The sequence below is a fragment of the Vreelandella sp. F11 genome, assembly GCF_042466685.1.
Taxonomy (GTDB): Bacteria; Pseudomonadota; Gammaproteobacteria; order Pseudomonadales; family Halomonadaceae; genus Vreelandella.
The window spans coordinates 837592-851090 of the sequence record NZ_CP170448.1; the positions used below are offsets into that span (position 1 = coordinate 837592).

Below are 13499 nucleotides of genomic sequence, written 5' to 3' on the forward strand. Positions count from 1 at the left end.
TAATCACTCCCTCCCGCACTGAATAAACGCTGCGCGCCCCCGGTTTGGCTATCTGGTTTAGCTGTCCTGGGGCGCGTTTTTGTCTGCGTCCCCATCGTGGCTATTGTGTTGAGCTTCGGCTTTTTTGTCGTCGTCTTTCTGGCGCGGATCTTCGCTGTCTTCGTCTAGCCAGGTGCCGCAACGCAGGCAGTAACGGGCGCGTTTTTCATGGCGTTCGTGTCCGCAGCCGGGGCAGGCTTCTTCGGAGTAACGCTCTTCACGAATCGAGCGAATCACCTGAGCGGAGAAGACCCCGGTCGGCACGGCAATGATTGAGTAGCCCAGCAGCATCAGAATCACTGTAATGGATTTCCCCAATGAGGTTGCGGGCACAATGTCGCCGTAGCCGACGGTAGTCATGCTGACAATAGCCCAGTACATCGACATGGGAATGCTGGTAAAGCCCGATTCGGGTGACTCAATGGTGTACATAAGCGCCGCGAAAAGCGTGATGACCATCAAAATGGCGCTAAAAAACAGCAGAATTTGATGCAGACTCCGCTTGAGTGCATCCATCAGCAGTCGTGCTTCGCCGACAAACTCCATCAGACGCAGAATGCGGAAAATACGCAGCACGCGCAGTAAGCGAACAATGACCAGCCCATGAGCGCCTGGAACAAGCAATACTAGCCAAGTGGGTAGCACGGCGATCAAGTCGACGATCCCGTAAAAGCTTCTTAAATAGAGCGTCGGCTTTTCCAGGCAGTAAATGCGCAAAATCAGCTCAATGCTGAACAGTAGCGTGAAGGTCCACTCCAGATAGAAGAATAGATTGCCGTACCGCTCGGCATAGGTCTCGATACTCCCCAGCATGATGATCGCGACACTCATCAGGATCGCCACGATCAAGGCGATATCAAAGGCTTTTGCCCCCGGCGTGTCAGACTCAAAAATGATATGAAACAGGCGGGTGCGCAGGCCTTCCGCGCCGGGGGTTAGGTGAAAAGTCATCGCATCATCCTGAAGTGAGCCTCAATACCGTTCTCGATAGAGCGTTGCCCCCTAGCGTAGCGCGGTTTGGTACGCCAAGCGATGGGCGAGTGCCAACGCCGCTTGACCGTAGGCTGTGTTGGGCTGGCCGAACTCATCGAGCCCGTCGGAAAGCGACTGCGCATAGCCGCGGGCAGTGTCATCAAGATCGGAGTGGCCAGCGAGGGTACTCAACGCCTGCCGGGCATCGCTAAGAAAGCTGGCCTGGTGGCTATCATGGTAGGCGTCTAGCGCCAGCGTGGCACGGTGCAGCCACTCCGCCGGCGAGTGCGCTTCGGGGAGCGGCCAGTGTTGGGTGCTAAGGGCATTGCCACGGGATGCCTTGCTGCTGTCCGAAGGCCGCAGCGGCACCTGCTCAGCAAGGGTTAACGCTAACTCCCAGAGTGCTTCCGGCTCGCCGCCTTTTAATTCCAGCTCTGCTTCGCAAATCGGCGTCCGGTACTCTCCGCTAATAATCTCGCCCTCATCCAACACCAGCTCGATATGGCTCTCCTGGCCGTGCGCGTGCTCTTTTAGCTGCCAGCTGCGCCGTGTGAAATCGGTGCTGAGCTGGGGAACGAGGTCATCTAACACACCGCTAAGCTCACCCTGAAAAGGAGGTAGCTCGGCAAGCGAGGCGAGATCCAACTCGGGGCCTGCCACCTGCCACTCCCACTCCTGGCGTTGCGAGAGACCGCCACCCCCTTGCCCCGCGGTTTTCACTGTTTGCAGCACCTGGCCATCTACCTGGCGCAGGCGCAGCGCAATGCGTGCCTTGGCCAAATCGCCCTGGGGGGTATCAAAATAGGTGTTGGTCAGCGACTGCTTACGCGCGGTGTGAGAAGCGAGATGGGGGTGTTGTACAAGCGCCGCAGGCCCTTGAGGAGCAAGGGCAAGTTTCAGTTCCACTTCCATGGGAGTTAGTTGTTTCATGACGCTAGCCACCTCGTTATCGTGACATTTAAATGAATATTTGATTACATTTGTGAACTTTTCATGACGGCGGCGAGCGCACTCTTTATACTGGCGCCGCCATTTCCCGGCTCCCCGAAAATAGGCTAAAAGGCATTATGGTTACCTCCAATCCTTTTTCTTCGATGTTTGGCCGCTCGCCATTCCAGCCGCTATTGGCCCATATCGTCAAGGCGAATGAGTGCGCAGATCAGCTGTTGCCGTTTTTTGAAGCAACCCTCGCCAACGACTGGGACACAGCGGCTAAGCTGCGTGAAAACGTCACCCGTTTAGAGCATGACGCCGATACGCTGAAAACAGAGCTGCGGTTGAATCTGCCCAACACCATGTTTTTGCCCGTCTCCCGTTCTGACCTACTCGATCTGATTAGCGTACAGGACAAAATCGCCAATAAAGTGCGCGACATTACCGGCATTATGCTGGGGCGTAAAATGCGCGTGCCGGATGAGTTGGCCGAGCCAATGCGCAACTACATCAGCACCAGCGTTGCCTGTGTGGCGCAAGCGCGCCAAGCGCTGGAAGAGCTCAAGGATCTGCTGGAATCCGGCTTTGGCAAAAACGTCTCTGACGTGATGCAGAAGATGATCCGTGAACTGCACACCCTCGAACATCAAGCCGATGACCAACAGGTGACGATTCGTCGCCAGCTGTTTGCGCTTGAGAGCCAGCTACCGCCGGTGGATGTGATCTTTCTTTACAAGATCATCGAATGGGTTGGCGAACTATCCGATCGCGCTGAGCGAGTGGGTAGCCGTCTGCAGATCCTGACTGCCCGCTAAGGGGACTCTCATGCTGATTATTGCCCAGCACGGTGAAATTTTTATCATCCTGGCCTGCTTGTTTGGCTTCTTTATGGCCTGGGGCGTTGGTGCGAACGACGTAGCCAATGCCATGGGAACCTCGGTGGGGTCGAAAGCGATCACCATCAAACAAGCGATTCTAATCGCGGTTATCTTTGAATTCCTTGGTGCTTGGTTGGCGGGTGGCGAAGTGACCGCGACTATTCGCGGCGGTATGCTGGATCCCGTATTGTTGGAAGACAATCCTCAGTTACTGGTTTACGGCATGCTTTCCGCGCTACTCGCGGCTGCCATCTGGTTGCTGGTTGCTTCAGCGCGAGGCTGGCCGGTTTCTACTACCCACTCCATCGTTGGTGCTATCGTCGGTTTTGGTGCCGTGGGGTTAGGGGTTGAAGCTGTTGCTTGGGGCAAGGTGGGCCAAATTGCCTCCAGTTGGTTAATATCGCCGCTACTCGCCGGTACTATTGGCTTTGTACTGTTTAAATCGGTTCACCACCTGATATTTGAAAACAACGATCCTTTTGCTGCCGCCAAACGCTATGTGCCTGGTTATGTCTTCCTGGTTGGCTTTATTGTTTCGATGGTCACGCTGACCAAAGGCTTGTCCCATGTCGGTCTGGATCTCAGCTTTGGTCAGAGCCTGCTGCTCTCCATCGTCATCGGTATTGGGATCATGGGGTTAGGCATAGTGATGCAGCGGCGTATCCGGTTTGAGCAAAACGCCAGCGACCATTTTGGCTATGCCAACGTCGAACGAGTGTTCGGCGTATTGATGATCTTTACCGCCTGTGCCATGGCGTTTGCCCACGGTTCCAACGACGTAGCCAATGCGGTGGGCCCGCTGGCCGCCGTTATCAGCGTTGTGCGTAGTGACGGCGTTATCGATAGCGCCGCCCTTGTGCCCTGGTGGGTGCTGGTGCTGGGCGGTGGTGGTATCGTGGTTGGACTCGTTACCTACGGCCACAAAGTCATTGCTACGGTGGGTACCGGTATTACTGAATTGACGCCTAGCCGTGGTTTCGCCGCCACGCTGGCGGCTGCCACCACGGTCGTTCTGGCCTCGGGTACCGGCTTGCCCATTTCGACCACGCATACCCTGGTCGGTGCAGTGCTGGGGGTTGGTTTAGCGCGCGGTATGGCGGCCCTTAACCTGCGGGTTATTGGCACCATTGCGATGTCGTGGCTGATCACCTTACCGGCAGGCGCGGGCCTTGCGATTCTGTTCTTCTTTATGTTCAAGGGTATGTTTGGCTAAAAACAGGCTCAAATGCGCTTAGAAGTAGCCAAGCGATACCATCACAGCGGCATCTTCATGTTTATCTGCATTAGATTGAGCAGATTTGCATTAGAAGGTGCCGCTGTTTTTTGTGCTCTGGTAAAGTAACCCGGTTGGCTATGTAAAACGTCGGGTTTTTCTTTCACCTGCTGCCGGAGAGCGGCCCTTGGATACGCGCTTCCCCTTTGTTGATTGGTTCCGTAACGCTTCCCCCTACATTAATGCCCACCGGGGGCGAACCTTTGTCATCTTAATTGAAGGCGAAGCGATGGCGTCTGGCCGAGGGGAGCAGCTGATTCAGGATTTAGCGCTGCTGCATACCCTGGGTGTTCGTCTGGTCGTCGTGTTCGGCATTCGCCCCCAGGTGCATGAAGCGCTAACGACCGCAGGCGTAGAGCCCACGCGTATCGATGGCCGCTGGGTCGCCGACCGTGCGGTGATGGCCCATGTGGAGCAGGTCGCCGCCCACCAGCGGCTTTGGCTGGAAGCGCGGCTTTCGCTGGGCCTGCCCAGCACGCCGCTGCACGGGGTTGAGCTAAGCGTTATCTCCGGTAACCTGGTCACCGCCAAACCCCTTGGCGTGCGCGAAGGGGTGGATTTCGACCACAGCGGTGAAGTGCGCCGGGTGCGCGCCAGTGCTATTGAAGGCCTGCTGGAAAAAGGCTCGCTGGTGCTGCTGCCGCCGCTAGGTTTCTCCAGCACCGGTGAGGTGTTCGATTTAGACGCCTCCGAAGTCGCGCAACACGCCGCCGTGGCGCTGAAAGCCGACAAGCTGATTTTGCTCGGCGAATCCGAAGGTTTGGAAGATGAGCAGGGCGCGCTGCTGCGCCAGCTCTCTCCAGCGGAAGCCGAGCCGCGTTTAACCCACGCTGTTCCAGGCAGCGAGTTAGCCCGCCATTTACAGGCCGCCTGCACCGCCGCTAGGGAAGGCGTGGCACGCACGCACCTGCTCTCATGGCGCAACCACGATGCCCTGCTGGGGGAGTTGTTCACCCGGGACGGCGTGGGCACCATGATTACTCAGCACCGCTATGAACAGCTACGCCCGGCCACGCTTAACGATGTGGCGGGTTTGTTGGAGCTGCTGGAGCCGCTGGAGCGGAGAGGGATGCTAGTGGCGCGCTCCCGAGAGCGCCTGGAGCACGAAATTGATGACTACATGGTGATCGAGCGCGACGGTATGGTGATTGGCTGCGCCGCGCTGCATGTGTTTACCGACACCAGCATTGCCGAACTCGCCTGCGTGGCGGTACACGACAACTACCGCGGCGGCGAGCGGGGCGAGCGCCTGGTGGAGGCCATGGAGCGCCGCGCCCGCCAGCGCGGCTTAACGGAAATATTCGTACTGACCACCCACACCGCCCACTGGTTTGTGGAGCACGGCTTCCGCGCTGCCAGCCTGGAAGACCTACCCCCGCTAAAACGCGAAACCTACAACCACGCCCGTAAATCGAAGGTGCTGGTTAAGCAATTGGCGTAATGCGCTTTTAAAGGGGGGAGCCGGTAGCACAGCTGCTTTATGAGCTGGCCCTCGGCGCTATTGAAAATAGCGCTGGCGCTTCCTGCCCCTGTTGCTGAATAGTGTCGTCGATTGGTGTGTCGTAGGTTTTCAGCAGATAGCCCAGCACCGAATAGAAACCCACCATGGCGATCAGGTCGATCACTGCCGTGCGCCCGATCGCCTCGGCAAGTTCTGCTTCCTGCTCCTGGGCCAGCATGCGCTTATCGAATAGTGCATCCACGGCACTTACGATCAGACCGTCAACGCCTTCGGGAGTACCGCGAATGGCATTGATCCGCTGTGCGGAGAATCCCAGGGCGAGTGCACGACTCACATGATGCGCCCACTCGTAGGCTGAGCCCATGCGCAGGCCCGCGCGTAAAATCACCACTTCGGTCAGCTCAGCGCCTAACGCATTCTCTTTAACAACGTGTTGGCGCAAGGGTGCCCATGCTTCGAGCAAGGCCGGGTGGTGGGCCATGGTGCGATACACATTGAGCGCGCCCGCGAAGCCCTCGCGTAAATCAGCGATCTCCTCAGGCCAATCGGCGTCGGAAATAGGCGGGCAGGGGGATGGTGTCATGGGTGGGCTCCAGTCAGATCGTCGTTTGAGATCGTTGTTTGATTACTCTGCGATAGCCGCGACGATGGCCTCGGCAATACGCTCAATCATCAGATCGACTTCATCAGGCGCAATGATATAGGGCGGCGCCAGCAAGATATGGTCACCGTGAATGCCATCAATAGTGCCGCCCATGGGGTAGCTGATCAGGCCGCGCGCCATGGCCTGCCGCTTGATCTTGGCGTAAATCTTTCTAGCCGGGTCGAAAGGCGTTTTGCTCTCCCTATCCGCCACCAGCTCGATACCGCGAAACAAGCCTCTGCCGCGAATATCGCCCACATGGAGCGATCCGCCGAGCGCCGCTTCCAGGCCGCTTTGCAGTCTCGTGCCCATGGCGTTTACGTTAGCCAGCGTCTCTGGCCGTGCAATAATCTCAACCACTTTATTGGCGGCCGCGGCGGCGACAGGGTGGCCAAGATAGGTATGGCCATGTTGAAACAGCCCAGACCCATTGGCAAAACTGGCGTAGATGTTGGCCGATAGCATCACCGCACCGATTGGCTGATAGCCGCCTCCCAGCCCTTTGGCGATGGTGACGATATCCGGTGTAACCTCATCCTGTTCACAGGCGAAGACGGTGCCGGTTCTGCCCATGCCGCACATCACTTCATCAAGTATCAGCAGTACGCCATATTTATCGCAAATGGCACGCACGCGTTTGAAGTAATCCGCTTCAGAAGCGACCGCTCCTAAGGTGGCCCCAACGACGGGCTCGGCAACAAAGGCCATCACCTCGTCGGCACCAAGCGCCACAATTTTTGCCTCAAGCTCCTCGGCAAGCCGTGCAGCGTAGGCCTCGGGCGTCTCATCGGTACCCTTGTCGCGGTAGGCATAGCAGGGCGATACGTGGTGGGTTTCGGGCAGGATGGGCTGAAACTGCTGGCGCCGCATGGCATTGCCACCGGTGGCCAAGGCGCCGATGGTATTGCCGTGGTAGCTTTGGCGTCTGGCAATGATGTGCCGCCGCTGGGGTTCTCCTTTCTCGACAAAGTACTGTCGGGCCATTTTCAGTGCCGCTTCAACGGCCTCCGACCCACCCGACACCAAGTAGACGTAATCCAGCCCTGCGGGCGCTAAAGCCACCAGTTTTTCGGCAAGCGCCTCGGCGGCATCGGTAGTGAAGAAGGATGTGTGGGCGTAACAGAGGCTATCGATCTGTGCGCGCATGGCGGCCAGCACTTCCGGGTGGGCGTGCCCGACGCTGGTGACCGCAGCGCCGCCCGATCCATCCAGATAGCGACGCCCCGTGGTATCGGTGATATAGACGCCCTGTGCCGACGCTGCATGGGGCAGTGCCCCGCCGATACCGCGGTGAAGAATACGCGTCATAGCCCCTGACCCTCATTATCAAACGTGAGAAATTCACATAGCAAGAAGATTGGCACACTCACAAAGATGATTGCAACAAATAAATCATTTAAATATAGTGTGAAACATTTAGATCATGTATCGAAGCCCAACCAACTATTTCTTCAAAGAGCCAACAACTATGCCACCGAGCGATACATTGAGAGAGCAGATTATTGCTCAGTACGCTGCCATGTCCCCGCAGCTGCAACAGGCCGCTCGCTACGTGCTTGAGCATCCGGAGGAAGTGGCGCTGGTGTCCATGCGCGAGGTGGCGCGCCTAGCAGGCGTTCAACCCGCCACCATGACCCGGTTGGCCAAGTTTTTGGGGTTAGCAGGGTACGACGATATCCGGGCGCAGCATGCGGCGGTGCTGCGTCAGGGGAGCGATGGCTTTGCGGCGAAGGTTCGCCAGCGGGCCGATGAAGGCAGTGAAAGGGGAGCAAGCGATACGGCATCGCTTATGCTTCAAGGGCTGAGTGCCCAGCTTGCCAAGCTCTGCGAGCCCGATTCGCTCCGACGCCTGGAAGTCACAGCCGATAGGTTGAGATCTGCAAGAAAAGTGTACGTGCTGGGTTTACGTTCCAGTCATGCCATTGCCTGGCACTTCCATTACGTGATGACCCTACTGGGAGAGCGTTCGGTTCACCTGGATGGGCCAGGGGGAACCGGCGGAGATGGGCTAATTCGTGCCACATCTGAGGATGTATTGCTCGTTATCTCCATCAATCCTTATGCAGCAGGAGCGCTGGAACTGGCCCAACTGGCCAAAGAGAAGGGGGTGGGCATTGTTTCGATCACCGATAGTGAAGTGTCGCCGCTGGTAGCGCTGTCAGAGCAGGCTGTTTTTTGCCCCACCGAAAGCGATAGCTTTTTCCATACGCTAACTCCCGCCTTAGCGGTCTCGGAAGTGCTGTGCAGTTTATTGGCGGAATTCGACCGGCCTAAGACGCTAGACGCTTTGCAGCAGGCGGATGAACACCTCTTGCATCTCAATACCTATTCGGCAGCTATCCCCCGACGGCAGTGAGAAGCGAGGCTTGTTAACCCAACATGACTGACGGGTAAATCCTCGATTATTACCGAGCGGTAATATTCAGTCGTCTCTGCGCCTTATTAGGTTTAAATATTCCCGAGCGGGAATATTCTGGAGCAAACGCATTCTGGCAAAAAGGCGGCCCAAGGCCGCCCCGTTAAAGTGCACTGTATCTTAATAACAAATGCTTAAGTATTTAAGATAACGCCACCATTCAGGTGCAGCGTTTGGCCACTCATATAGGAGGACTCCTCGCTGGCCAAGTAGACATACGCAGGCCCCATTTCGCTGGGCTGGCCAGCGCGCTTCATGGGCACCTGGCCGCCGAATGACGCCACCTTCTCATCCTCAAAGCTGGCCGGAATCAGCGGTGTCCACACCGGCCCTGGCGCTACGGCGTTAACGCGAATGCCCCGATCCATCAGCGACATCGCCAGCGAGCGTACCAAGCCCTGAATAGCGCCTTTGGTGGCGGTGTAATCGATTAGCGTATCGTTGCCTTTGAAGGCATTGATCGAAGAGGTGGCAATAATGGTGTCGCCTTCGCTGAGATGCGGCAGGGCAGATTTGGTGAGATAGAAGTGGCTAAAGATATTGGTCTGGAAGGTGCGCAGCAGTTGATCATCGGGGATCTCGGTAATGTCATCCCAGTCATACTGCTCGGCGGCATTATTGATGACGATATTGATTTTGCCGAAATGGTCGAGGGTGCGCTTAACGATCTCACGGCAAAACGCTGGCGCTGCCACATCGCCTTTCAACACCAAACAGCGCCGGCCTTCGGCTTCCACCAGCCGTTTGGTCTCTTCCGCATCTTTGGTTTCTTTAAGATGGACGATCACACTGTCGGCGCCTTCACGGGCATAGTGCACGGCCACTGAACGGCCTATGCCGCTGTCGCCACCGGTAATAATCGCCACTTTATCCAACAGCTTCTCGGTACCGCGGTAGCTGTCACGGATATATTCAGGCTCAGGGCGCATGGCGTATTCATCGCCCGGCTGTTTATCTTGGTGCTGGGGTGGTTGGTGTTGATCACTCATGTGCGGTCACTCCATTGTTGGCACAGAATTGTTGGCACAGAAAAAGTTGTTCGCCATCTAACGCCTACCCACTCCTCGGGCGAGCGTCCCCCTAAACGTAGACCAAAGGCGAAGGAACTAGCAAACCCAACGCAAAGGGGTAACTTTCTCAGCTGTTTAACTTAATGGTTATAGCTAACGTTATTTTATTTATTGAAGGTTGGTTTAATAACCTATGTTAATAAAATAAATGTTTGTAGAGAATTAATTATCTATAAATTGACAATAGTAGAATGGCCGCTATGTTTTGAAGGTGGCGCATCTGTTAAATAAGTCAGTGTAATTGGTTAAGTATTAGTGCTTGTTTTCTTTAAGTACATAATTGTACTAATTAATTGCACCTTGTGGATGTGCACTGACGTTGATTTTGTTTCACCACGGATGCTGACAAGTGAGACGACAAGGAGGAAGTGACAGATGATCGATCAAGGAAATCAGCCTAGCCCCAGCGCCCCCAGGCAGACAAGCCCCTCAGCTGAGTCACTCAAGCAGCAAGGGCGCGACACCGCCCACGATGTAGGCGAGGCGGCCCAACACCAAGCAGAAGGCTATTTTAATCAACAGCGTGATAACGCTGCGGAACAGTCTCATAAACTAACGGGCGTTCTGCAAAAAATGGCCGATGAGTTTGATAGCCAGCAGCAGCCCTTTTTCTCAAAACAAGCAAGAAAGTTTGCTGATACTACCGAGCGTTTTTCGCATAACTTGCGTGATAAAGACTTACGCAACGTTTGTGATGAAGCGAAAAGCTTTAGTCGCCGCGAGCCCGCGCTGTTTATAGGGGGTGTAATAACTGCCGGTTTTTTAGCAGCCCGTTTCCTTCGTAGTTCAGACCAGCATTCGCGCGATTCGAACTCACGTTATTCAAGTATGGCGGATGAACGTTCTGCGGGTCTCCCGATGCAGGAAAATGTACCCGCCGGGCAGGCATCACCGGCTAGCCAGGCATCAAGCCTTTCAGGCAGCCCCGTTCCGAGTAATGGGGCAATAGGTTCAGCGGGTCGAGAAAATGGAATGCCCTAACCAGGGGCCGGGAGGCAAAGAATGGATTCGGAAAACAAACCTACGTCGCAAGGCTCTTCTGTAGGATCGCTACTCTCCACGGTGATGCACGAGATTAGCTCCCTGGTACGCAACGAAGCTGAGCTTGCCAAGACTGAGATGTCAGAGAAAACCCACCAGGCCATGGCGGGCATTGCTTCAATCGCCATTGCCGGTGCGGTGCTGCTAGGCGGTTTTTTAACCCTGCTGGCCGCCGCGGTATTTCTGCTCAATGAAATACTGCCACCTGACACTACGCCCTGGCTGTCGGCACTGATTGTGGGTGGGGTGGTGACGGTGATTGGCATCATCATGCTCAAAGCGGGCCAAAAGAAGCTGCAGGCGCGCAGTTTAATGCCTACTCGGACGATGAGTAGTTTGCATAGTGACAAGGCGGTTGCCCAGAAGCATCAGCACAACGTCAAGGAGGAGTTGAAATGACGGATCATGATAAACAGCGCAATGCCGAAGAGATTGAAAAGGATATCAATCAATCGCGCGAGCGGCTCGATTCCACGTTAAACGAGATTGAAGAGCGCTTCTCTCCACAGCAGTTACTGAATACTTCCTACGACTATTTGCGCCATGGCGGCGCCAACGAATTCGTAGCTAATTTGGGCACCACTATTAAGCAGAACCCGCTGCCTTTCCTGGTGACGACAGCAGGGCTGGGTTGGATGATGCTGTCACAGCGTCAGCCGCATCAAGGCCAGCATCGCTATGGGCACAGCGGTACCTACGGTGCACCGGGTATTCCCGTGCATGAGGGCACCCATCCGAATGCCGCTATGCATGCTCAATCAACAGGCGATACCGGTGGAACGGAGCACACCAGTAATGGGCAAGGCCGTATGAGTGAAATGACCCATAAAGCCAAAGACTCTGCTCACCACCTAGGCCAGAAAGCCAAGCAAACGGCGCAACAGTGGGGCGATAAGGCGCACCACATGGGGGATAACATGCGCGATTCCACGTCTCACCTACAGCATGGCGCTCACGATAACCTGCACGACATGGGGCAGCGTGCTCGTCGTGCCGAGAGCCAGGCTTCCGATTTTATTCAGGAGCATCCGCTGGTGGTTGGCGCGCTAGGCTTTGCGCTGGGCGCTGCCTTGGGCGGTATTTTCCCCGCCACCAAGAAAGAGGACGAGTATATGGGCGAGTATCGTGACCGCGTGCTTCATAAGGCGGCTGACACGGGGCAGGCGCAGGCGGATAAAGCTCAACACGCCATTCACGAGAAGGCCGAGTCGTTTAAAGGCGGATCGCAGCCCTCAAGTGCTCACGCACACGATACGAGTACCAGTGACGCAAATACCCGTGACGCAAACATTAATGCGCCGCAGAATCGGGCGACGGGCCTACCCAGCGACCCTACCCCTTTTGCTGAGCGCCCCGGGGCAGAGCGGCTGGATGCCGAGAAAAACCGTTCTGAGCAAAACAGCCCTGAAAGACACAGCCCGGGCCTGGCGGGTTCGAGTACACCCTCTGGCAACACGCAAGGGTCGGGCACTAACCGCACGCCTTAAGTCGCCTATTTGGCTGTGAAGGCCAAGGGTTTGAAGTAACCAAGACCACGTAAGGTAAGGAGTAAGCGATGAGTCAGCTACCCGAACAAGACAAGAAAGCCCCTAAAGAGAAGGGTGACCACCACGATGAGGCTAATCCGATGCCGGATACCCATCATGTGAACCCGGAATCCGATGACGATAAAAAGTCAGGCAGTGATTCCAAACGATAAGCTAAACAACAAAGGCGCTACTTCCGGTAGCGCCTTCTCTATTCCCGCTAAACCTCTATGTTGATTGAGGGCGTTGATACGGAAACGTCACCCAGCGAGGTAGGCAGCAACTGCCCCAAGGAAGAGTAGAGGGCGTCAGAGGTGGATGCCGCAACCGCGTGATCCGTCTTTTCCATGATCTCTTCTGCTTTCTTTAGCTCACGACGGGCTTCTTTATCTTCTTCGTTCAGCCTAATCTTGAGCATGTTAACGGCTTCGCGTAGCTCTTTTTGCGCGTCAGTCAGTACGCCGCGTAGTGCGTGTTCACTAGCGCTGGGGCCATTGGATTTCGAGCGGTTGTCTGCATTCTGAACGAGAGTGGGCAGGCTAGGTAATACGCCGAGCTCGGTGGCTTCATCGCCTTCAGGCTCGCCCGCTGCTTTCTCGGCCTCTTGCTCAGCCTTTTCCTCAGCACTCCTCTCTGCATCTTCCTCGGCTGTTTGTGCACTGGTTTCGGCTTGCTGCGCGTCACTTGACACAGGTGCCTGGGAACTCTCATCACCACTCGCCTGAGCCGCGGCTGATTCAGTTCCGCTGGGTTGCGCTACCGCTGTTGGAGCTGCTGCCGATGCAACTGCTGGCGTCGAAACCACTGAGGGGATAGCGGTCATGCCGGCACCACCGCCCCCCTGGCTGTTCAACAGCTTCGCCGCACCGGCCAGCTCACGGGCAATGCTCTTGAGCTCCTTGGCCATGTTTTTAAGCTGTTCAGGGGAGGCGAAGGCCATCATGGCTTTCAGCATTTCAATCCGCTGGCGCAAAAAGCCTACTTTACTGCTGGCCTGCTGCTGGGAGGCTTCTTTGGGAGTCGGGAGCGACGCCAAACTCTCCAACGCCTCCTGCTGCTTTTTAAGGCGCTTAGTGAACGGGTCGTCTTCCGCAGGCGCGGCTGCAGGCTCTCTCTTCTGCGGTTCAACCCGGGTAGAGGCTAAAAACTGCGGCTTATCCTGGCGCTGATTAATAAACGTGAATGATGAAAATCCAATCTTCATGGCGGTATCCTCTCCTCATTGTTAGAAGATATCGGCCATTTA

14 protein-coding genes are annotated in these 13499 nt (G+C 56.0%); 8 read left to right on the forward strand and 6 right to left on the reverse strand.

From position 1 onward, the window contains the following. Positions 1-57: 57 nt before the first annotated feature. Together ACFIOZ_RS03850 and ACFIOZ_RS03855 are read right to left on the reverse strand one after the other, a co-directional pair. Positions 58-990 (reverse strand): ion transporter, encoded by a 933-nt coding sequence (locus ACFIOZ_RS03850; RefSeq protein ID WP_386082382.1) that lies wholly within the window; start codon positions 988-990, stop codon positions 58-60. A 51-nt stretch (positions 991-1041) separates the two neighbouring features. Next, complete coding sequence (locus ACFIOZ_RS03855; protein ID WP_386082383.1) at positions 1042-1941, reverse strand: CYTH domain-containing protein; 900 nt, start codon at positions 1939-1941, stop codon at positions 1042-1044. A 137-nt stretch (positions 1942-2078) separates the two neighbouring features. On the opposite strand from ACFIOZ_RS03855, the gene ACFIOZ_RS03860 reads away from it, so the two are divergent. The 3 genes from ACFIOZ_RS03860 (at position 2079) to argA (ending at position 5536) form a co-directional block, all read left to right on the forward strand. Then, on the forward strand, positions 2079-2759 hold the full coding sequence (locus ACFIOZ_RS03860) for a TIGR00153 family protein (protein ID WP_386082384.1): 681 nt from the start codon (positions 2079-2081) through the stop codon (positions 2757-2759). 10 nt (positions 2760-2769) lie between these two features. Further along, positions 2770-4035: an inorganic phosphate transporter gene (locus ACFIOZ_RS03865; RefSeq protein ID WP_386082385.1), complete on the forward strand. Its 1266-nt coding sequence runs from the start codon at positions 2770-2772 to the stop codon at positions 4033-4035. A 187-nt stretch (positions 4036-4222) separates the two neighbouring features. Then, positions 4223-5536 (forward strand): amino-acid N-acetyltransferase, encoded by a 1314-nt coding sequence (gene argA, locus ACFIOZ_RS03870; protein ID WP_386082386.1) that lies wholly within the window; start codon positions 4223-4225, stop codon positions 5534-5536. Between the two features lie 37 nt (positions 5537-5573). On the opposite strand, the gene ACFIOZ_RS03875 is transcribed toward argA, so the two are convergent. Together ACFIOZ_RS03875 and ACFIOZ_RS03880 are read right to left on the reverse strand one after the other, a co-directional pair. After that, on the reverse strand, positions 5574-6140 hold the full coding sequence (locus tag ACFIOZ_RS03875) for a carboxymuconolactone decarboxylase family protein (RefSeq protein WP_386082387.1): 567 nt from the start codon (positions 6138-6140) through the stop codon (positions 5574-5576). A gap of 42 nt (positions 6141-6182) precedes the next feature. Continuing rightward, positions 6183-7508 (reverse strand): aspartate aminotransferase family protein, encoded by a 1326-nt coding sequence (locus tag ACFIOZ_RS03880; protein WP_386082388.1) that lies wholly within the window; start codon positions 7506-7508, stop codon positions 6183-6185. A 160-nt stretch (positions 7509-7668) separates the two neighbouring features. On the opposite strand from ACFIOZ_RS03880, the gene ACFIOZ_RS03885 reads away from it, so the two are divergent. Beyond that, on the forward strand, positions 7669-8556 hold the full coding sequence (locus ACFIOZ_RS03885; RefSeq protein WP_386082389.1) for a MurR/RpiR family transcriptional regulator: 888 nt from the start codon (positions 7669-7671) through the stop codon (positions 8554-8556). Between the two features lie 194 nt (positions 8557-8750). Here the strand turns inward: ACFIOZ_RS03885 and ACFIOZ_RS03890 are convergent, their stop codons facing one another. After that, positions 8751-9605, reverse strand: a complete 855-nt coding sequence (locus ACFIOZ_RS03890; RefSeq protein WP_386082390.1) for an SDR family oxidoreductase — start codon at positions 9603-9605, stop codon at positions 8751-8753. A gap of 456 nt (positions 9606-10061) precedes the next feature. On the opposite strand from ACFIOZ_RS03890, the gene ACFIOZ_RS03895 reads away from it, so the two are divergent. From ACFIOZ_RS03895 to ACFIOZ_RS03910, 4 genes are all read left to right on the forward strand, one after another. Continuing rightward, positions 10062-10667, forward strand: a complete 606-nt coding sequence (locus tag ACFIOZ_RS03895; protein WP_386082391.1) for a hypothetical protein — start codon at positions 10062-10064, stop codon at positions 10665-10667. 21 nt (positions 10668-10688) lie between these two features. Further along, positions 10689-11126, forward strand: a complete 438-nt coding sequence (locus ACFIOZ_RS03900; RefSeq protein WP_386082392.1) for a phage holin family protein — start codon at positions 10689-10691, stop codon at positions 11124-11126. After that, positions 11123-12214, forward strand: a complete 1092-nt coding sequence (locus tag ACFIOZ_RS03905; RefSeq protein WP_386082393.1) for a DUF3618 domain-containing protein — start codon at positions 11123-11125, stop codon at positions 12212-12214. The genes ACFIOZ_RS03900 and ACFIOZ_RS03905 overlap by 4 nt, the downstream gene beginning before the upstream one ends. Positions 12215-12282: 68 nt before the next feature. Next, complete coding sequence (locus ACFIOZ_RS03910; RefSeq protein ID WP_386082394.1) at positions 12283-12426, forward strand: hypothetical protein; 144 nt, start codon at positions 12283-12285, stop codon at positions 12424-12426. A 47-nt stretch (positions 12427-12473) separates the two neighbouring features. Here the strand turns inward: ACFIOZ_RS03910 and ACFIOZ_RS03915 are convergent, their stop codons facing one another. After that, positions 12474-13457, reverse strand: coding sequence for a hypothetical protein (locus ACFIOZ_RS03915; RefSeq protein WP_386082395.1), 984 nt, complete (start codon positions 13455-13457; stop codon positions 12474-12476). Between the last annotated feature and the right edge of the window lie 42 nt (positions 13458-13499).

Coding starts and splice junctions, on each gene's coding strand:
- ACFIOZ_RS03850 (WP_386082382.1), bottom strand. CDS start 990: ATGACTTTTCACCTAACCCCCGGCGCGGAAGGCCTGCGCACCCGCCTG.
- ACFIOZ_RS03855 (WP_386082383.1), bottom strand. CDS start 1,941: ATGAAACAACTAACTCCCATGGAAGTGGAACTGAAACTTGCCCTTGCT.
- ACFIOZ_RS03860 (WP_386082384.1), top strand. CDS start 2,079: ATGGTTACCTCCAATCCTTTTTCTTCGATGTTTGGCCGCTCGCCATTC.
- ACFIOZ_RS03865 (WP_386082385.1), top strand. CDS start 2,770: ATGCTGATTATTGCCCAGCACGGTGAAATTTTTATCATCCTGGCCTGC.
- ACFIOZ_RS03875 (WP_386082387.1), bottom strand. CDS start 6,140: ATGACACCATCCCCCTGCCCGCCTATTTCCGACGCCGATTGGCCTGAG.
- ACFIOZ_RS03880 (WP_386082388.1), bottom strand. CDS start 7,508: ATGACGCGTATTCTTCACCGCGGTATCGGCGGGGCACTGCCCCATGCA.
- ACFIOZ_RS03885 (WP_386082389.1), top strand. CDS start 7,669: ATGCCACCGAGCGATACATTGAGAGAGCAGATTATTGCTCAGTACGCT.
- ACFIOZ_RS03890 (WP_386082390.1), bottom strand. CDS start 9,605: ATGAGTGATCAACACCAACCACCCCAGCACCAAGATAAACAGCCGGGC.
- ACFIOZ_RS03895 (WP_386082391.1), top strand. CDS start 10,062: ATGATCGATCAAGGAAATCAGCCTAGCCCCAGCGCCCCCAGGCAGACA.
- ACFIOZ_RS03900 (WP_386082392.1), top strand. CDS start 10,689: ATGGATTCGGAAAACAAACCTACGTCGCAAGGCTCTTCTGTAGGATCG.
- ACFIOZ_RS03905 (WP_386082393.1), top strand. CDS start 11,123: ATGACGGATCATGATAAACAGCGCAATGCCGAAGAGATTGAAAAGGAT.
- ACFIOZ_RS03910 (WP_386082394.1), top strand. CDS start 12,283: ATGAGTCAGCTACCCGAACAAGACAAGAAAGCCCCTAAAGAGAAGGGT.
- ACFIOZ_RS03915 (WP_386082395.1), bottom strand. CDS start 13,457: ATGAAGATTGGATTTTCATCATTCACGTTTATTAATCAGCGCCAGGAT.